We start from the raw sequence: 18,483 nt of genomic DNA, 5'->3' as shown, positions 1-18,483 counted from the left end.
CAAAAGCTCCTGAAGTTAGCGGGCGACCTGAAGGGTGGTCACGGCGATCATGTTTGTCACGTCCTGCGCGGTGCAGCCACGAGACAGGTCGTTGGCAGGTTTGGCAAGACCCTGAAGGGTCGGGCCAATGGCATCCGCGCCACCGATACGCTGAGCGATCTTGTAGCCGATGTTGCCAGCGTCGAGGTTGGGGAAGATCATCACGTTGGCATGACCCGCAACGGCTGAACCCCTGGCCTTGGACGCGGCAACCTCGGGCACGAAGGCGGCGTCGAACTGAAGCTCTCCATCCGCTTTGAGGTCCGGGTGGTTGGCTTTCAGCAGAGCGGCCGCCTCGGTCACCTTGGTCACAGCGGCATGCCTGGCCGATCCCATGGTGGAGAAGGACAGCAGCGCAACCTTCGGCTCCACGCCCAGCAGTTGCTTGCAGGAGGCGGCGGAGGCCACGGCGATGGCGGCGAGTTCCTCGGCGGTCGGCTCAATAACCAGACCGCAGTCCCCAAAGATCATCGCGTCGCGACCGGAGGGATGGCCTTCCGGCAGCGCCATCAGGAAGAAACTGGAAACCAGCGGCGCATCCTTGGCCTTACCGATAATCTGCAAGGCGGCACGCACTGTGTCGGAGGTGGTATGCACAGCGCCGCCAACAGTACCATCGGCGTGGCCCAGACGCACCATCATCGCGGCAAAGACCAGGGGGTCGCGCGCCTGTGTTTCGGCGATCTCATGCGTGACGCCCTTGTGCTTGCGCAGCGCGACGTAAGCCTCGGCAAATTCCGCCGTCAGCGGCGATGTCGCCGGGTCCTGAATGTCAATGTTGGGATGGCTGGATGTGCCCGCCGCCACAAGCGCCGCCGCGACATCGTCTTGTGCGCCAACCAGCGTGATGCGGGCGGTACCTGCGGTCACGGCGGCAAGGGCGCCGGCGACGATCCGGGGATCGCCGCCTTCGCTCATTACGATGTGAGCAGGCCGGGCGCTGGCGCGTTTCGAGAGTTCGCGCAATACGCTCATGGCCTGATCCCTTGGTTTATGAAGATGCGGTTGTGCACCCCCTGTTATACGACTTGCGCGCGCATGTCGTCCTTGCTGATGCCTGCAACCTGAACCGGTTTCTTCATCGCATCGCGGCGGAACGGATCGCCGAGTTCCTGGTTGATCATCGCCTCGATCAGGGTGGTCACTCCGTTTTCCATCTGATCCTTGATCGCCTGATCGAGCGCGGCAGTCAGCTCTTCCTGCGTGCGGGCAACGACACCCTTGAGGCCGCAGGCAGTCGCGATACCGGCGTAAGAGACATCCTCGTCCAGCTCGGTGCCGACGAAGTTGTCGTCGAACCAAAGGGTCGAATTCCGCTTTTCAGCGCCCCACTGGTAGTTGCGGAAAACGATCTGGGTGATCGCCGGCCAGTCGCCGCGGCCGATCGCTGTCAGTTCATTGACGGAGATCCCGAAGGCGCCATCACCGGCGAAACCCACAACCGGCGTGTTCGGCTGGCCGATTTTGGCACCGACGATGGAGGGCAGGCCGTAGCCGCAGGGGCCAAAGAGGCCGGGGGCGAGATACTTGCGGCTCTCGTTGAACGACGGATAGGCGTTGCCGATCGCGCAGTTGTTGCCGATGTCAGACGAGATGATCGCCTCGACCGGCAGGGCGGCCTGGATGGCGCGCCATGCCATGCGCGGGCTCATCCAGTCCGGCTTGGCGGCACGTGCCCGCACGTTCCAGTCGGTGCCGGGGTCGTCCTGCTCTTCGTTCAGGGAGGTCAGTTCCTGCGCCCATGCCGATTTGGTCTTGGCGATGGTGTTCTTGCGCTCGTCGCGGTTGGTATCGCCCGCGTCGTCGGAGAGCTGTGCGGTGATGCCCTTGGCCACCTTTGCCGCATCGCCCACGATGCCCACGGTCACTTTCTTGGTCAGGCCGATGCGGTCGGGGTTGATGTCCACCTGGATGATCTTGGCATCCGTCGGCCAGTAATCGATGCCGTAGCCCGGCAGGGTGGAGAAAGGGTTGAGGCGGGTACCGAGGCAAAGAACCACGTCTGCCTTGGAGATCAGCTGCATCCCGGCCTTGGAGCCGTTGTATCCCAGCGGGCCTGCAAAAAGCGGGTGATTGCCGGGGAAGGCGTCGTTGTGCTGGTAACCGACGCAGACCGGTGCGTCGAGACGCTCAGCCAGTACTTTGGAGGCCTCGATCCCGCCCTTGGACAGCACAGCGCCTGCCCCGTTCAGGATGACGGGGAACTTCGCGTTGCTCAGCAGCTCGGCCGCACTTGCAACAGCGGCATCGCCGCCCTGTGGCAATTCGAAGTCCACGATTGCCGGCAGTTCGATATCGACCACCTGCGTCCAGAAGTCACGCGGGATGTTGATCTGCGCGGGCGCGGAAGCGCGCTTGGCCTGCATGATCACGCGGTTAAGGGTTTCCGCGATGCGCGACGGGTCACGCACTTCTTCCTGATAGGCCACACAATCGGCGAAAAGGTTCATCTGTTCCATTTCCTGGAAGCCGCCCTGACCGATGGTCTTGTTGGCCGCCTGCGGTGTGACCAGCAGAACCGGCGTGTGGTTCCAGTAGGCGGTTTTCACAGCCGTCACGAAGTTGGTGATACCGGGGCCGTTCTGCGCAATCATCATGCACATCTTGCCGGTGGCGCGGGTGAAGCCGTCCGCCATCATGCCGCCGGATGTTTCATGGGCGCAGTCCCAGAATTTGATGCCCGCATCCGGGAAGATGTCGGAGATGGGCATCATAGCCGAGCCGATGATCCCAAACGCATTGTCGATACCATGCATCTGGAGTGTTTTTACAAAGGCTTCTTCGGTGGTCATTTTCATGGCGGGTGTCCTTGGATAAAGAGTTGCGAATCTCGGTTGCGGGGAAATTAGGGTGTTCGACGGGTTGGGGTTAGGGCCAGTTGCCTACTGCGTTTAATCCCAGATCACTCAAGGCGCGCATTTCTTCGGCGATCAGGGCGACGCCGTCTGCGATCCGCCCTGCCGGGATCGAGGAATAGGCCAGTCTGTAGTAGTTGCGGGAGCGTGACGGGCCGGAAAAAAACGCGTGCCCGGGCTCGATCAGGACGCCGCGCGCCTGCAATCTGCGCGCCAGTTCCTGCGTGTCCACCCCATCCGCCGCGCGCATCCAGAACGACGAGCCGCCGTAAGCACCCTGACCCGCGATCTGCAGGCCGTGTGCGGCGATGGCAGCGCTCATGACCTCGCGGCGGTCGTGCAGGGCGCTGCCCATCCGGCGTATCAGCGCATCGTGGTGCCCAAGGGACAGAAAATAGGCCGCCGTGCGCTGCACGTGCCCGGGCGGATGCCGCAGCACCGAGGCCCGCAACGCGCGCGCTTCGCGGATGAAGGGTTCTGAGCCCACCAGATAGCCCAGACGCAACCCGGGAAACAGCGACTTGGAGAAGCTGCCGACATAGATCACCCGCCCGTCGGTATCGAGGCTTTTGAGCGCCGGAGACGGGCTTTTGAGAAAGGACATCTCGAATTCATAGTCATCTTCCACGATCAGCGCGTCCATTTCGGCGGCGCGCTCCAGCAACTCGTGGCGCCGGTGCATCGGCATCGTGTTCGTCGTCGGGCACTGATGACTGGGCGTGGTAAAGATCACGTCCGTATTTGGCGGAATGGCGTCCGGCGGCATGCCATCGGCATCCACCCGGACCGGCGTCACGTGGCAGCGGCTTTGGGACAGAATGTCACGAAGTGCATGATAACAAGGGTCTTCCAGCGCGGCACGGCGCCTTTGCGTCAGCAGGACCTGCGTCGTCAGCCAGAGCGCGTTCTGCGCGCCCAGCGTGATCAGGATCTGCTCCGGCCGGGCCGTTATCCCGCGGCGTGACAGCGTGTGACGGGCGATGAATTCGATCAGTTGCGGGTCGTCCTGATCGTAGTAATCGGTGGTCAGCGCGGTGAAATCCTTCTGACCCAGCGCCTTGAGGGCGCACAGCCGCCAGTTGGCATGATCGAAAAGCTCCGGATCCGCCTGCCCATAGATGAACGGATACCGGTATCCACCCCAGTCAGCGGGCTTGCGCGGCATGTCACCGCCAGAAAACCGCTGGCCGATGGCCCGCGTCCAGTCGACGGCGTCGGGGCCGACCTGGCTGGGGGTGAAGGCGGGCGGCACGGGGGCGTTGTCGGAAACGTAATAGCCCGAGCGACCCTTCGACGTCAGGTAGTCGTTGGCCAGAAGTTCGGTATAGGCGATTGTCACGGTGATGCGGCTCACGCCCAGATGCAGCGCCAGCTTGCGGGTCGATGGCAGCTTTTCCCCCCGCTGAAACCGGCCCGACAATATGCCCTGCGCAATCATCTGCTGTATCTGCGACTGCAGAGTTCCCTGAGCATCGGGATGCAGAAAGAAGGTTTCGACGGGCAGCGCCATGCAGGGAGCCTATACTGGATATAGACTGCCTTCAATCTGGTATTAATCGCGCCCCAAAAGCCCGATTTATCCCCCCATGCATGCAGTCAGATTTGACCAAATATCGTATTATTGAAACTTCTGGTATCATTAATCGTCACAATTGGCAAGGTATTCCGGCATATCCCTGTCACAGATCGTATGACACACGTACACAGCCTGTGCACCGTACGTCCGCCTTAACGCCTGTTTACCCGGCCCGGAGCACTCTGCGCCCCGTCACACAGGAACAGGAGACCGGATGTGAGTACAAAAGGACAGCGCGCCGCCGAGACTGAAATGATGCACGAGCTGGAACGGCTGCAGCAGGATTTATCCGCCGCATGGCTGGATCAAAGCCTGCCGCGCGACTGGACCGGGCTGGAATGGGATGCGCCGGTTGGCCGCCCGAAGACCCGCATCACCCTGCGGCTGGACAGCGACATGGTCCGCTGGTTCCGCAAGCTGGGGCCGGGCTATCAGGCGCGGATCAACCGGGTGCTGCGGATCTACTGGATGGCGCTGCTGTCGGGTCACATCAAGGGGTATCCGGAAGACAACACCGTGCCGCGCCTTCTGGCCGAGGCGCGGCGGGTGCAGGAAGAAATCGCGGCTGACCGCGGCCGGATGTGACGGCAGGGGCGGGAACGGCTGCCGGGGGCGTCGCGGTGGTGCGCCCGGCACCGCGCGCCTACCACCATTGGTTGCGTCAGCGCGGGAAATGGTCTACCCCTTTTGTTCCGGCTGGACAGGAGTACGCCATGCCCCGTCAGGGTGAATCTGGATACGTGGTGGCGATTGGCGGCTCGGCCGGCGCGCTTGACGCGGTACGGGAGTTGATCGACGGGCTGCCGCGCGACCTCGACGCCCCGATCGTGGTGGCCATTCACGGCGATTCCACGTCTCAGCTGTCGGAAATTCTGCAGGCCCTCTGCCCGCTGCCGGTTCGCAAGGTCACGGATGGCGAAACGCTGCAACCGGGCTGGATTTACGTGGTGCCGGGGGCCACCCATGCGCTGTTCAAGGACAAGCAGATCAGACTGTCGGAACTGGTGGAGGATTCAGGTTTTCGCCCCTCCATCGACGCGTTGTTCATGACGCTGGCCTCCGAATACGGGGACAAGGCCGTGGGCGTGGTTCTGTCTGGCACCATGAACGACGGCATGCGGGGTGCGCAGATCATCTACGACATGGGCGGTCAGACGATTGTGCAGGATCCGGAGACGGCGTCGTTTCAGAGCATGCCGCGCATGGTGATCAATGCCGATCATCCCCGGCAGATCCTTGCGGCCCGGGAACTGGGTGTCTGGCTGGGCGAGCTGATCGGTCAGTCGTGACGCAACCGGCCTGCGGTGGCACGGGGCGGTCGGTGGCGGGGTCCGGGAGGGCGCGCGGCGTTGATCTAGATCATATACGCGTGGCGGTGAACCTGAGATGCATGTGGAGCAATTTCCAAAGAGAGGATCGGCCGATGACAATAGATATTGCCGTGACGAAGGTGGCTCAGATCATTTTATACGGGCATGAGATTGATCGGGCCGAGCGGGAACTGCGCGGGTTCCTTGAGACGCTGAACGAGGAAGAATGCTATAGTCTGATCGCGATCATGTGGGTCGGACGGGACAGCTTCGGCCCGGATGAATATGCCGAGGCTCTGGAGACCGCGCGGCGCGAGGCGGTCACGCCCACCGCGGATTACCTGATCGGCACGCCGCATTTTGCCGACCATCTGGAGACCGGGCTGGAGTTGCTGGGCATTTCCGTCTCGGACGCGGAGCAATCCCTGTTGTAGTGTGCGCCGCCGGGTGAGGCCACAAAGCCCCGGTGCTGCCCGGGGCCTTGTGTTGCGGACGCTGCGGGGTGTGATCAGCCGAAGACGCGGGTGAGCGCCCCGTCAACCGCTGCGCAGATGTGGTCGATGTCGTCCTTGGTGGCGATCAGCGCGGGCGAGAAGCAGAGCGTGTTGTTCTTGCCGGGCAGGGAGCGGTTGGTGGCCCCGATGATCACCGCCTGTTTCATGCAATCGCCCACCACGGCCTGCACCATCTTTTCTGCCGCCGGTTCGCGGGTGTCGCGGTCAGACACCAGCTCCGCGCCGAGGAAGAGGCCTTTGCCGCGTACATCGCCGATCACCGCGTGCCTGTCTTTCAGCGCCGCGAGTTGGTCGAGCATATAGTCGCCCATCGCCACGGTGTTTTCGAGCAGGTTCTCATCCTCGATGATGCGCATGTTTTCCAGCGCCGCCGCGGGGCCGGCCGTGCAGCCTCCGAAGGTGGAGATGTCCCGGAAGTAGTTCATGTGATCGGAGGCGTCGTCCTTGAACATGTCGAAGACGGCGTTGGTGGTGGCCAGACAGGAGATCGCCGCGTAACCGGAGGCCACGCCTTTCGCCATCGTCACCATGTCGGGCTGGATGCCGTAGTGCTGGTAGCCGAACCACGTGCCGGTGCGGCCGACACCGCAGACCACCTCGTCGATGTGCAGCAGGATGTCGTATTTTTTGCAGATCTCGGCAACGCGCGGCCAGTAACCGTCGGGCGCTTCGATCACGCCGCCACCCGCGGTCACGGGTTCAAGGCAGAGCGCGCCCACGGTGTCGGGGCCTTCGCGCAGGATGATCTCCTCGATCTGGTTGGCGGCCCATTCACCGTAGTTCTGATCGGGCGCGCCTTCCTGCTCGTGCTTGCGGTATTCCAGGCAGTGCGGCACGCGCACGAACCCGGGGGTATAGGGGCCATATTGCGCGTTGCGCTCATCCTGACCGCCCGCCGAGAGGCAGGCGATGGTGGTGCCGTGGTAGTCGCGGTCGCGGTAGAGGATCTTGTGCTTCTTGCCGCCATAGCGCTTGTGCGCGATCTGGCGGACCATCTTGAAGGCTTTCTCATTCGCCTCGGAGCCGGAGTTGGCATAGTAGATGCGGTCAAGCCCGGGCATCTTGGTGAGCAGCTTCTCGGCAAAAAGCGCGCCGGGCACGGACCCCACGGTGCCGCCGAAAAAGTTCATCTTCACGATGGCATCGCGCACCGCATCGCCCATGGTTTCGCGGCCATAGCCCACGTTGACTGTCCAGACACCGCCGGACACGGCGTCGATATGCTCAACGCCCTTCTGATCCCAAACCCGCAGGCCCTTGCCTTCGATGATGATCTTGGGATCAGCGCCGGTAAAGAAGGGCTGGTGCTGGATCAGATGGTGCCAGACATTTGCGCGGTCGGCTTCGACAACGCGGCTGAGGTCGTTTTCATTGAAATTGCCGTCCATTGGGTCAAACCTTTCATGAGGCTGGAAGAATCGGGTGAAATCGGAGGGCATAGCGTTCCGGATTTAGCCGACCAGACTGTTTTTCCGAGGCTGGCAGTAGGGCCAGATGATCCCCAAAGGTATGACCAGACAGGGCGTTACCTCAAGTAAATTCTGGGCTATTTGCCTGAATTTCCGGGGAAATCAGGTGAGGCAGGGCTGTGTCCCTGCGCGGCCCTGCTGACAGGCAATTACCGGGCATCGATGTATTTGCGGATGGGTGAAAGCGCTTACCCTGCCAAATGCCATAGCGGCGCGACGGGGTGCCCCCGTGATGCCCTGATCCGGGCGCAGGCGCATCGGGCGATGACGGGGCCGGGCAGGCTGTTTTTCACGCGCCGGTGTATGCAATGGCCCGGGTGGCGTCGCGACCGGCTGGTGGCTGCGGCGGCCTGCGCCGGGTGCAATCCTGCCGGAGGCGCCTTTCGCCGGTCACGCCCCCCCCCTCTGCCAGATGCCAGACGCGAAAGATGCCGGACACCGGGGTTGGTTCCGGCGGTGCGGCGCTGGCGCGACCAGTCAGAAGGGAAAAGCGACACGTAAGGCCAAACTGGACTCATGCAGGGGGTAAAAGTGGACGTTTGCTCAAGCTCCGCCCGACCCTCAGTATGCAGCACTAAAATTTGGCAAGACAGGCGCGAAATCCAGCATTTTGAAAGCCCCGGACAACGCAGCGGATCACATTAGTGACCTTAGTGATTGCGCAATGACTTTGAACGAGCCAGTGTGACGGAGCAAAAATCAAGAGATATCTGGCTATTTTCGTGCCTATCATCTTGTCAACCAACAGGCGGGATACCCCGCAAAGACGAAACCAAACCCGAACCACCAACGGAACGGGATGTGATCAACGGGAGAACACAATGATCAAGAAGACGACATGCGCCTTTGTAGCGGGCGCGGTAATGGCGATGACCGGTCAGGCTGCCCTGGCAGACGGCCACGGTGAAATCACGGTAGGATATTTCCTTGAATGGCCAATGCCCTTCCTCGCGGCCAAAGCCTCCGGTGCCTATGACGAAGCGCTGGGCATGAAGGTGAACTGGGTGTCGTTCGAAACCGGGACGGCGATGAGTGCCGCGATGGCATCGGGCGACGTGCAGATTTCCGTATCTCAGGGTGTGCCACCTTTCGTGGTTGCGACATCCGGCGGCCAGGACATTCAGACGATCGACGTCGCCGTGTCCTATTCGGAGAACGACAACTGCGTGGTTGCCGAAGCTCTGGAGATCGACAAGGACAGCGCCAGCGAGCTGGCCGGCAAGAAAGTGGCGGTACCGCTGGGCACGGCTGCGCATTACGGCTTCCTGCGCCAGATGGATCACTTCGGTGTTGACGTCGCCTCTTTGCAGGTTGTCGACATGGCACCGCCGGAAGGGGCTGCTGCCCTGAGCCAGGGCGCGGTTGACTTTGCCTGCGGGTGGGGCGGTGGCCTTGCGCGCATGAAGGAATATGGCAACGTGTTGCTGACCGGCGCGGAAAAGCAGGAACTGGGCATTCTGGTGTTCGACGTCACCTCTGCGCCCGCGTCCTATGTTGCTGAGAACGGCGATGTCGTTGCGAAGTTTGCAGCTGTCACCGCGGCGGCAAACGCTGAGTGGAAAGCCAACCAGAGCGATGACATGCTGGCCGTGATCGCCGAACAGTCCGGTATGGATGTCGAGGCGGCGCGCAGCTCGATGGCGACCTTCGAGTTCCCCTCTGTGGAGGAGCAGCTGTCCGAAGCATGGCTGGGTGGCAATGCTGCGGAATTCATGAAGGGCGTGGCGGATGTCTTCGTGGAAGCGGGGTCCATCGACAGCGCGCTTGAAAGCTACGAGGATGCGGTCAACACCGGCCCGCTGACAGCCGCCAAGGGCATGTAAGACGACATGCGGCGGCGCGGGGTATGCCTCGCGCCGCCGCTCTTTAAGGACCAGAGGCGGGGCCAACCCTGCCCCGGCAAGCCGCCCCGACCCGGGGCAACAGGTGGGGACCTCATGACCGGACTATCTATAAAAAATCTATCCATGCGTTTCGAATTGCCGAACGGCGACCATGTGCAGGCTTTGCAGGATGTGTCGCTTGATTTGAAGGCAGGCGAGTTGCTGAGCGTTCTGGGACCCTCGGGCTGTGGCAAGACCACGCTGCTGAACATTGTCGCGGGATTTCTGGCGCCCACGGCGGGCGAGTTGATCCTGAACGGTCACAAGGTCACCGGGCCGGATGCGGAGCGCGGCATGGTGTTCCAGCAGGGCGCGCTCTTTGAGTGGATGTCGGTGCGGGAAAACGTGGGTTTCGGCCCGTCGATGAAGGGCACGCCCAAGCGCGACAAGGACGAGACGGTCAATCACCTGCTGGATGTGGTGGGGTTGCAGGATTTCAAGGAAAAGGCGGTTTACGAGCTGTCGGGCGGCATGCAGCAGCGCGTGGCGCTGGCGCGTTGTCTGGCGAATGACCCGGATGTGATCCTGATGGATGAACCGCTGGGCGCGCTGGATGCGCTGACCCGCGAGAAGATGCAGAGCCTTGTGCTGAAGCTCTGGAAAGAGACCGGCAAGACGATCATCCTGATCACCCACTCGGTGGAGGAAGCCCTGCTGCTGGGCGAGCGGCTGATCGTGATGGCGCCGCGTCCGGGGCGGATTCACAAGGAATACCGGCTGCCCTTTGCCGATCTGGGCGTTGATGCGGACCTGCGGGAAGTGAAGAAACACCCCGAGTTCGGGCCGCGCCGCGAGGAAATCCTGAATATGATCTGGGATATGGAAGAAGAAATTATGGGCGGTAAGGAGGACGCGGCATGATCCCTCTGCTGATGTATATCGTCATCTTCGTGGCCGCGTTCTTTATCGTGACCAAGGTGGTGCAGGGCGCTGGTCTGCACGATTACACCTCGCTGAAAACGGTGACCTTCGGGGATGAAAGTGCGGTGCGGCCAAACCGGGCGGCGGGCATCATCTCGATCCTGACCATCTTCCTGATGTGGGGGATTTTCACCGGCTCCAGCCTGTTGCCGGGCTTTTTGCACGCGCCGGGGCCGTTTGAGGGCACGACAACCTTCACCTACACGGCGCAGGCCGATGGCCAGTCACCCGATGATGCGACCGTCACCGTGGTGGTGCATCCGCGCGAGCAAGCCACCGAGGCACCGCAGGTCGATCCGGGCGATGGGTTTGCCAAGAACGATTCCGCGGCGATTGCGCAGTGGCGGACCGGGCTGATCAACGTGAGCCGCAACGACGATATCACCAAGAAGGACGGCGCGCAGGTCATCGCGATTAACGGGCAGAAGATCGCCCCGGGGGAGACCGTGAAGGTCGATGGCGGCACCGTGACCCTGTCGGATAAGGGCACGCCCAATTTCGAACCGACCAAGGGCTGGCAGATGGAGCCACTGTATCTTCCCGCCCCCGAAGCGGTGTGGACCCGGTCGCTTGAAATCGTGAGCAGCGGCTTTCGCAACTTCACCCTGCTGGAGCACCTGGGCTACTCGCTCTTCCGGGTTGTGCTGGGCTTCCTGCTGGGGGCTCTGGTCGGCATCCCGCTGGGCTATGCGATGGGGCTGAGCGACTGGTTCCGCGGCTGGTTCGACCCGATTGTCGAATTCATGCGGCCGGTGCCGCCGCTGGCGCTCATCCCGCTGGTGATCATCTGGGCGGGCATCGGCGAGGCGGGCAAGATCATCCTGCTGTTCCTCGCCGCCTTGTGGATCATGGCGATCGCGGCGCGCTCGGGCGTGTCGGGCGTGAAGATCTCCAAGGTGCATGCGGCCTATTCGCTGGGCGCCAGCAAGTGGCAGATCATGCGCCACGTGATCATCCCCAACAGCCTGCCGGAAATCTTCACCGGCGCGCGGGTGGCGATGGGGGTCTGCTGGGGCACCGTGGTTGCGGCGGAACTTGTCGCGGCGGAGCAGGGGGCTGGCATGATGATCATGACCGCGTCGAAGTTCCAGAACACCGATATCGTGATCATGGGCATCATCCTGATCGGCGTGATCGGCTTTGGTATCGACATGCTGATGCGGTGGGCCGAGCGCATTCTTGTCCCGTGGAAAGGCAAGGGCTGACCCCGCCGGGCGCCAGACCTCGTGGAAGGGCCCCGCGTGGGGCCTTTCCCGTTTTCTGACGGATCACCCCGGGCGCACCCATCACGGCTGACACACAACTGCGTCAGAATTCCCAAAAATCGTTCAGGATTGCTCAATAAGCTTGTGTAATTGTCGATCACGAGTATTCCTGAGGAAACGAGCGTACAAAAAGGCAGGCCTTCATGACATCCGAAACCCCGTTCGAGGGCGCGCTCCCGGTGGATCCCGCGTCAAGGCCTGCTGCAAGCTGGGTAAAGGTGCTGTCGCAGTACCGCGAGCCAAATGCCGCGCGCTCGCTTTTCGAAATCGCGGTCAGCCTGATCCCCTTTCTGGCGATCTGGGCGGTGGCATGGTGGCTCTTGTCCGTCAGCTATATCGCGGCCTTTGTGCTGGCCTGCGTCAACGGGCTGTTCCTCGTCCGGATCTTCTGCATCCAGCACGATTGCGGCCATGGCGCATTTTTCTCGAACCGCAGGGTCAGCGACTGGACCGGGCGCGCGCTTGGTGTCCTGACGCTGACGCCCTATGATGTCTGGCGCCGGTCGCATTCGATTCACCACGCCGGCGCGGGCAACCTTGAAAAGCGCGGCATGGGTGATGTCGTGACGCTGACCGTGGCGGAGTACCGTGCGCGCAACTGGCTGGGCCGCCTGCGGTACCGGGCCTATCGCCACCCGCTGGTTCTGTTCGTGCTTGGACCGGCCTACCTGTTTTATCTTGAGAACCGCCTGCCGTTCGGCCTGATGGGAGATGGCTGGCGCATCTGGGTCAGTTCCATCGGCACGAATGTCGGTGTGGCGGTCAGCATCGGGCTGATCGTGTATTTCGGCGGGCTGATGCCGCTGCTTCTGGTGTTTGTGCCGACAACCCTGATTGCGGCGTCGCTCGGGGTCTGGCTGTTCTACGTGCAGCACCAGTTCGAGGAGACCCATTGGGACCAGCCCGAAGACTGGGCCCTGCACGAGGCGGCCCTGCACGGCTCCTCGCATTACGTGATGCCGCGGGTGCTGCAATGGTTTACCGCCAATATCGGCATTCACCACGTGCATCACCTCTATAGCCGCATTCCGTTCTACCGCTTGACAGAGGTGCTGCGCGATCATGCGGAGCTTGCGCAGGCACAACGGCTCAGCATCGGCGAGAGCCTCGCCTGCGCGCGCCTGCATCTGTGGGATGAAAAGCAGCGCCGCCTGCTGTCCTTCCGTCAGATGCGGGCCGCTTACGGCACCATCTGATCCTCACGCGGCGGTAAACGTATCGTAATCTGCGCAGAGTGGATTCGAATCCGAAAGCGCGCTAACAGTTTTGCCATTGGGCCTGAGACCCAAGAGCCACGGGTCCCCGCCATGTTCTTTCACACTTGCCCGACCGCGTGCCTGCCTGCTCCTTCCGGGTGGCTGTCGCGCGGGACCGGGGGCGCGCGGTGAGCAGGCGCTGGATCCTGTTGCTGTTCTTTTACGGGGCGCTGATGGCCATCGGCTGGGGTATCAGCGGCCTGATCTCGGACGCCATCGACATGAAGGCACCCGGCGACAGCGCATCCGGCATGATCTGGGTGATGGCGCTGGTGTGCATGGTGTATATGCTTGCCTCGGCTATTCCCTTCGTGCCGGGGGCGGAGATTGGCCTGGCCCTGATCGCGGTGTTTGGCGCGCGCGTGGCCCTGCTGGTCTACGTCTGCATGATCTGCGCGCTCAGCCTGTCGTTCATCGCGGGGCGGCTTGTGCCCGCGGCGTGGTTGTCGCGGATGTTCCGGTACCTGAAGTTTCACAAGGCCGCGGGACTGGTGGAGGACACCGCCACCCTGTCGCCCGCCGCCTGCGAAGCGCGGGTGCGCGATCTGATCGACAACCGCTTTCTGCTGGCGCTGCTGAGCTACCGTCACATCGCGCTGGCGGTTGCGATCAATGTGCCCGGCAACACCGTTCTGGGCGGCGGTGGTGGGTTGGCCCTGATCGCGGGGATGAGCCGCCTGTTCAGCCCCCTGGGCTTTGTCGTCACCCTGATGATTGCCGTGGCCCCGATCCCGCTGACGGTGTTCATGATGGGATATCAGCCCTAGGGCTTGCGCCGCGGCCGTGCGTTCGGCCCCTTGGCCGTGGGCTTGCCGCGTTTGTGCGGCGGCACGAACCGCTTGGAGGTGTCAGCCGCACGTTTCTTCGAGGCGCTGTTGTCGCGCTTCCCGCCAGTCGTCTCGGCATCGCGCGCCGCCCCGTGGCGCGCGTTTTCCGTGTTGCGCGCGGCGCGTTCGGCCTTGGCCACCTGCCGGTTTTCCTGTGTCCAGACGGGTTTGGCCCGCGCCGCGCGCGGCGCATCCGCGCCCGCCCCGGATTTTGCCTTGGGTTTGGCGCCCGGCTTCATCGGCGACCGGTCGGTCTTGTGTGATTTGGGGGGTTTCTTGCCCTTGGGGGCCGCCGCCGGTTTGTGAGGCTTCGGTGCCGATTCCGTCCGGGGCGTTTCGCGGGGCGTGCGGGATTTGGGCCTGGGGTCCGCGTCGAGCGGATCGAAGGCAGGCTTGTCGCGGCGTGGCTTGCTGAACTCCGGTTTCGGGCCGCGCGGTTTGCGCTCCGGTCGCGGGCCCCGGTCGAGATCGGGGGCGCTGTCGAGACGGGTCAGTTTCGCGCCATCCTCCAGCACCATGTCGGCCCCCACCGCCGCGACGAAGGCATCCGCGCTGCTGGCAAGGATTTCGACGAAGCTATGGCTTTGCTGCACGCGGATCGCGCCCACATCGTCCTTGGTCAGGTTGCCGCGTTTGCAGACCATCGGCAGCAAGACACGCGGTTCCGCGCCGTCCTTCTGCCCCATCGAGACCGAGAACCACACCGAGGGGCCGAAGCTTTTGCGCGGGCGGTCGTCTTTCGCCGCCGGGTCGGACAGCTCTTCCGGGGCCGACCGGCGCGCGCGCGCGATGTTGACGTAAGCAGCGGCCAGCTGCTCGGCGGAAAACGCCGACACCAGACGTGCGACAAGCGCCTGCGCGTCCTCGGGGACCGGATCGGTCCAAGACGGATCGGCAAAGAGACGGGCCTCGTCTTCGGCCATGACATCAGCGGCGGAGGGCGGCTCGGCCCATTCCACTTTCAGCTTGGCCCAGCCGATCAGGCGATTGGCCTTGGAGCGCAGTTTCGGAGGGACGATCAGGGCGGATACGCCTTTGCGCCCGGCGCGGCCGGTCCGGCCGGAGCGGTGCAGCAGCGTGTCGGAATTGGACGGCAGATCGGCATGGATCACCAGTTCGAGATTGGGCAGGTCGATGCCGCGCGCTGCCACATCCGTGGCCACGCAGACCCGCGCCCGCCCGTCGCGCAGGGCCTGCAAGGCATTGGTGCGTTCGGATTGCGTCAACTCGCCCGACAGCGCCACAACCGAGAAATTGCGGTTCGTCAGCCGCGAGGTCATCCGCGCCACCGCCGCCCGTGTGTTGCAGAAGACGATGGCATTTTTCGCCTCGTAGAACCGCAGCACGTTGATGATGGCGTTGTCGATGTCGCGCGGGTGGGTGTTCAGCGCCCGGTATTCGATATCCGCGTGCTGGCGCGCCTCGCCGGCGGTGGAGATCCGCTGCGCGTCTTTCTGGTAGCTTTGCGCCAGCTTGGCGATGGCCGCCGGAACGGTGGCGGAAAACAGCAGCGTGCGGCGGTCCTCGGGCGCTTCGGAGAGGATGAATTCCAGCTCCTCGCGAAACCCAAGGTCCAGCATCTCGTCGGCCTCGTCCAGCACCACGGCACGGATCGCCGAAAGGTCGATGTTGCCGCGCTTGATGTGGTCGCAGAGCCGGCCGGGCGTGGCCACCACCACATGGGCCCCGCGCTCCAGCGCGCGTCGTTCCGTGCGGCTGTCCATGCCGCCGACGCAGGAAGTCACGACAGCGCCCGCCTGTCCGTAAAGCCACGACACTTCACGGCTGACCTGCATCGCCAGCTCGCGCGTCGGCGCGATGATCAGACCCAGCGGCGCGCCCGCCGGGCCGAAATGCGCAGCCTCGCCCAGCAGTGTCGGCGCGATGGCAAGGCCGAAGCCCACGGTTTTGCCCGACCCGGTCTGTGCGGAAACCAGCAGGTCCGCCCCGGACAGCGCCGGGTCGGTCACGGCCTCCTGTACCGGGGTAAGTGTGTCATAGCCTTGTTGGGCCAAGGCGTCGGAGAGGGTCTGGATCACGGGATGGGTCCTGTTTTTTGGGAACAGCGCAGGCTGCAAGGTCGCAGCAGCGACCGGGGTTGGGCGGTCGTTATGCGCTTGAGCGTCGAGAGTCGATGGAAATATGCGCAACGCTGGTCGTCGCCCCGCGCAGAGCTGTCAAAAAATTCTTAAAGATAAAGACCTTGTCACAGAACTTACACGATCTGCGTGAACAAAGCGGCCAGGTGCAATCGTGGCGATTGCTAATTGATGGATTCAATTGCACAGTTGGTGTCTGAGTCAGAACTGGGAGATCGTACAAATGAAAATGAAATATATGTTGTCGGCATCGGCGCTGTCGATGGTCATGGCAGTCCCTGCAATGGCGCAAACAGAAATCGAATTCTGGCATGCGTTCACAGGTCGGCTGGGCGAACTGGTTGCAGAACAGGTAGAGACCTTCAACGCCTCGCAATCGGACTACGTGGTGAGCGCGACACACAAGGGCAATTACTCCGAAACACTGAACGCCGGGATCGCGGCCTTCCGCGCCGGTGAACAGCCAGACATCCTGATGGTGTTCGAAGTGGGCACCGCAACGATGATGGCCGCCAAGGGTGCTATCAAGCCGGTTTACGAAGTGATGGCGGACGCCGGTGCCGATTTCAACTCCGAGGCCTATATCGGGTCGGTCAAAGGCTATTACACCTCAAACGACGGGCAGATGTTGTCGCTGCCCTTCAACTCTTCGACGCCGGTGCTCTGGGTCAACCGCGACGCGCTGAGCGGGGCGGGCATCGACCCGAATGTGGATATGTCGACATGGGAGCAGGTGGGCGAGGTGCTCGACCAGCTCAAGGCTGCGGGTCACGACTGCCCGATGACAACGGCCTGGCAAAGCTGGATTCATCTGGAGAATTTCTCCGCCTATCACGACACGCCTTTTGCGACCAAGGCAAACGGGTTCGAGGGCGTGGACACCAAGCTGGCGCTGAACAGCCCCGCGCAGGTGGCGCATGTGTCGGCGATGGGTGAATGGGCACAGGATGGCAAGTTCATCTATGCCGGTCGCCGCAACGAGGGTGGCGCCAATTTCCGCGCGGGCGAATGCGCGCTCTTTACCGAAAGCTCGGCGGGCTATGCGGGGATCAAGGCCGAAGCCACCTTCGATTTCGAAGTGCGCCCGCTGCCTTATTGGGAAGCCCTCGCCGATGAGCCGCAGAACACCATCATCGGGGGCGCGTCGCTCTGGGTGATGGAGGGTCAGACGGATGAGGAATACAAGGGCGTCGCGGCCTTCCTGAACTTCCTCAGCTCGCCTGAAATCCAGGCCAAGTGGCATCAGGACACCGGCTATCTGCCGATCACCACGGCGGCGGCTGAGCTGACCAAGGAGCAGGGTTTCTACGATGCGAACCCCGGCACCGACGTGGCGGTGATCCAGATGACGGCAAAGGCGCCGACGTCGAATTCCAAAGGGCTGCGTCTGGGCTCGTTTGACCAGATCCGCGGCATCATCGACGAAGAGCTGGAGGCCGTCTGGTCCGGCGACAAGGACGCGCAATCCGCGCTCGACAGTGCCGCCGCACGCGGCGACGAGCTGCTGCGCCGTTTCGAGCAAGCCAACCGCTAAGAGACCCGCGCGCCCCGGGCCGGTTCCGGGGCGCGCGATTCACTGATGGAAAAGCGTGTCACCTTCAAAGGGCTCTGGTTGCCGCTTCTGCTGGTCCTGCCGCAGATCGTGATCACGGCCGTTTTCTTCTTCTACCCCGCAGGGCAGGCAATCTGGCAGTCGCTGTTCATTCCGGACCCCTTTGGTCTGTCGATGCAATACGTGGGGCTGGGGAATTTCGAGTACCTTCTGGGGAACTCCTATTACCGCGCGTCTTTCGTGACGACGGCGGTGTTTTCGATCCTCGTGACCGTGGTGTCGATGGGCATTGCCCTTTACCTTGCGGTTCTGGCGGACCGGCTGATCAAGGGCTCGGGGGTCTACCGGACGCTGTTGATCTGGCCCTATGCGGTGGCCCCCGCCGTGGCCGGGGTGCTGTGGCTGTTCATGTTCAACACCCGCGTCGGCGTGGTGACGTGGTATCTGGGCGTGCTGGGCTATGACTGGAACCACGTGCTGAACGGCGGCGAGGCGATGGGGCTGGTGGTTGTCGCCTCGGCCTGGGGGCGTATCAGCTACAACTTCCTGTTCTTTCTCGCCGGGTTGCAGTCGATCCCGAAATCGGTGATCGAGGCGGCCGCGATCGATGGCGCACATTTCTGGACACGGTTCCGCACCATCGTCTTCCCGCTGTTGTCGCCGACGACGTTCTTCCTGCTGGTGGTCAACATCGTTTACGCCTTCTTTGAGACCTTCGGGGTCATTCACACCATCACCTCCGGCGGGCCGCAGCAATCCACGACGATCCTCGTCTACAAGGTCTTTTCGGATGGTTTCGTGGGGCAGGATCTTGGCTCTTCCGCCGCGCAGTCGGTCATCCTGCTGGTGATCGTCGGGTTGCTGACCATCGTGCAGTTCAAATACATCGAACGACGGGTGCATTACTGATGGCGGA

General features: G+C 62.8%; 15 protein-coding genes. 10 read left to right on the top strand and 5 right to left on the bottom strand.

From position 1 onward, the window contains the following. Window positions 1-15: 15 nt before the first annotated feature. The 3 genes from pta to pdxR all read right to left on the bottom strand — a co-directional run bounded on the left by pta (window position 16) and on the right by pdxR (window position 4,404). Window positions 16-1,014, bottom strand: a complete 999-nt coding sequence (gene pta, locus KX928_RS16650) for a phosphate acetyltransferase (RefSeq protein ID WP_219504885.1) — start codon at window positions 1,012-1,014, stop codon at window positions 16-18. Between the two features lie 44 nt (window positions 1,015-1,058). Continuing rightward, window positions 1,059-2,837, bottom strand: a complete 1,779-nt coding sequence (gene xsc, locus KX928_RS16645; RefSeq protein ID WP_219504884.1) for a sulfoacetaldehyde acetyltransferase — start codon at window positions 2,835-2,837, stop codon at window positions 1,059-1,061. Window positions 2,838-2,907: 70 nt separating this feature from the next. Then, a complete protein-coding gene (gene pdxR, locus KX928_RS16640; RefSeq protein WP_219504882.1) occupies window positions 2,908-4,404 on the bottom strand; it encodes a MocR-like pyridoxine biosynthesis transcription factor PdxR in 1,497 nt (498 codons plus the stop codon). Between the two features lie 282 nt (window positions 4,405-4,686). Here pdxR and KX928_RS16635 point away from each other — a divergent pair, with 282 nt between their 5' ends. The 3 genes from KX928_RS16635 to KX928_RS16625 all read left to right on the top strand — a co-directional run bounded on the left by KX928_RS16635 (window position 4,687) and on the right by KX928_RS16625 (window position 6,214). Beyond that, a complete protein-coding gene (locus KX928_RS16635; protein ID WP_219504880.1) occupies window positions 4,687-5,055 on the top strand; it encodes a BrnA antitoxin family protein in 369 nt (122 codons plus the stop codon). A gap of 128 nt (window positions 5,056-5,183) precedes the next feature. Continuing rightward, on the top strand, window positions 5,184-5,759 hold the full coding sequence (locus tag KX928_RS16630; RefSeq protein WP_219504878.1) for a chemotaxis protein CheB: 576 nt from the start codon (window positions 5,184-5,186) through the stop codon (window positions 5,757-5,759). A gap of 134 nt (window positions 5,760-5,893) precedes the next feature. Beyond that, on the top strand, window positions 5,894-6,214 hold the full coding sequence (locus KX928_RS16625; RefSeq protein WP_219504876.1) for a DUF3775 domain-containing protein: 321 nt from the start codon (window positions 5,894-5,896) through the stop codon (window positions 6,212-6,214). 74 nt (window positions 6,215-6,288) lie between these two features. Here KX928_RS16625 and KX928_RS16620 read toward each other — a convergent pair whose 3' ends face one another. Continuing rightward, a complete protein-coding gene (locus tag KX928_RS16620) occupies window positions 6,289-7,683 on the bottom strand; it encodes an aminotransferase family protein (RefSeq protein ID WP_219504874.1) in 1,395 nt (464 codons plus the stop codon). Window positions 7,684-8,585: 902 nt separating this feature from the next. Here KX928_RS16620 and KX928_RS16615 point away from each other — a divergent pair. The 5 genes from KX928_RS16615 to KX928_RS16595 all read left to right on the top strand — a co-directional run bounded on the left by KX928_RS16615 (window position 8,586) and on the right by KX928_RS16595 (window position 13,856). After that, on the top strand, window positions 8,586-9,587 hold the full coding sequence (locus tag KX928_RS16615; protein WP_219504872.1) for a taurine ABC transporter substrate-binding protein: 1,002 nt from the start codon (window positions 8,586-8,588) through the stop codon (window positions 9,585-9,587). Window positions 9,588-9,701: 114 nt separating this feature from the next. Beyond that, window positions 9,702-10,508 carry a taurine ABC transporter ATP-binding protein gene (locus KX928_RS16610; protein ID WP_219504871.1) on the top strand — a complete coding sequence of 269 codons (807 nt, stop codon included), beginning with the start codon at window positions 9,702-9,704 and terminating at the stop codon, window positions 10,506-10,508. Beyond that, window positions 10,505-11,773, top strand: coding sequence for an ABC transporter permease (locus KX928_RS16605; protein ID WP_219504869.1), 1,269 nt, complete (start codon window positions 10,505-10,507; stop codon window positions 11,771-11,773). The genes KX928_RS16610 and KX928_RS16605 overlap by 4 nt, the downstream gene beginning before the upstream one ends. Before the next feature lie 203 nt (window positions 11,774-11,976). After that, window positions 11,977-13,029 (top strand): fatty acid desaturase, encoded by a 1,053-nt coding sequence (locus tag KX928_RS16600; RefSeq protein ID WP_219504867.1) that lies wholly within the window; start codon window positions 11,977-11,979, stop codon window positions 13,027-13,029. Window positions 13,030-13,217: 188 nt separating this feature from the next. Continuing rightward, complete coding sequence (locus KX928_RS16595; protein WP_219504865.1) at window positions 13,218-13,856, top strand: hypothetical protein; 639 nt, start codon at window positions 13,218-13,220, stop codon at window positions 13,854-13,856. On the opposite strand, the gene KX928_RS16590 is transcribed toward KX928_RS16595, so the two are convergent. Then, the gene (locus KX928_RS16590) at window positions 13,853-15,955 is read right to left on the bottom strand and encodes a DEAD/DEAH box helicase (RefSeq protein ID WP_219504863.1); all 2,103 of its coding nucleotides are present in this window, start codon (window positions 15,953-15,955) and stop codon (window positions 13,853-13,855) included. The two genes, KX928_RS16595 and KX928_RS16590, sit on opposite strands and share 4 nt — an antisense overlap. Window positions 15,956-16,238: 283 nt before the next feature. Here KX928_RS16590 and ugpB point away from each other — a divergent pair, with 283 nt between their 5' ends. Both ugpB and ugpA read left to right on the top strand, forming a co-directional pair. Next, on the top strand, window positions 16,239-17,549 hold the full coding sequence (ugpB, locus tag KX928_RS16585; RefSeq protein WP_219504861.1) for a sn-glycerol-3-phosphate ABC transporter substrate-binding protein UgpB: 1,311 nt from the start codon (window positions 16,239-16,241) through the stop codon (window positions 17,547-17,549). 45 nt (window positions 17,550-17,594) lie between these two features. Further along, window positions 17,595-18,476, top strand: coding sequence for a sn-glycerol-3-phosphate ABC transporter permease UgpA (ugpA, locus tag KX928_RS16580; protein WP_219504859.1), 882 nt, complete (start codon window positions 17,595-17,597; stop codon window positions 18,474-18,476). Window positions 18,477-18,483 lie beyond the last annotated feature (7 nt).

The organism is Roseobacter insulae, assembly GCF_019375555.1.
In the GTDB taxonomy this organism is placed as follows: domain Bacteria; phylum Pseudomonadota; class Alphaproteobacteria; order Rhodobacterales; family Rhodobacteraceae; genus Roseobacter; species Roseobacter insulae.
Note: the sequence above shows the minus strand (reverse complement) of the source record. Positions and strands in the feature narration are given on the sequence as shown.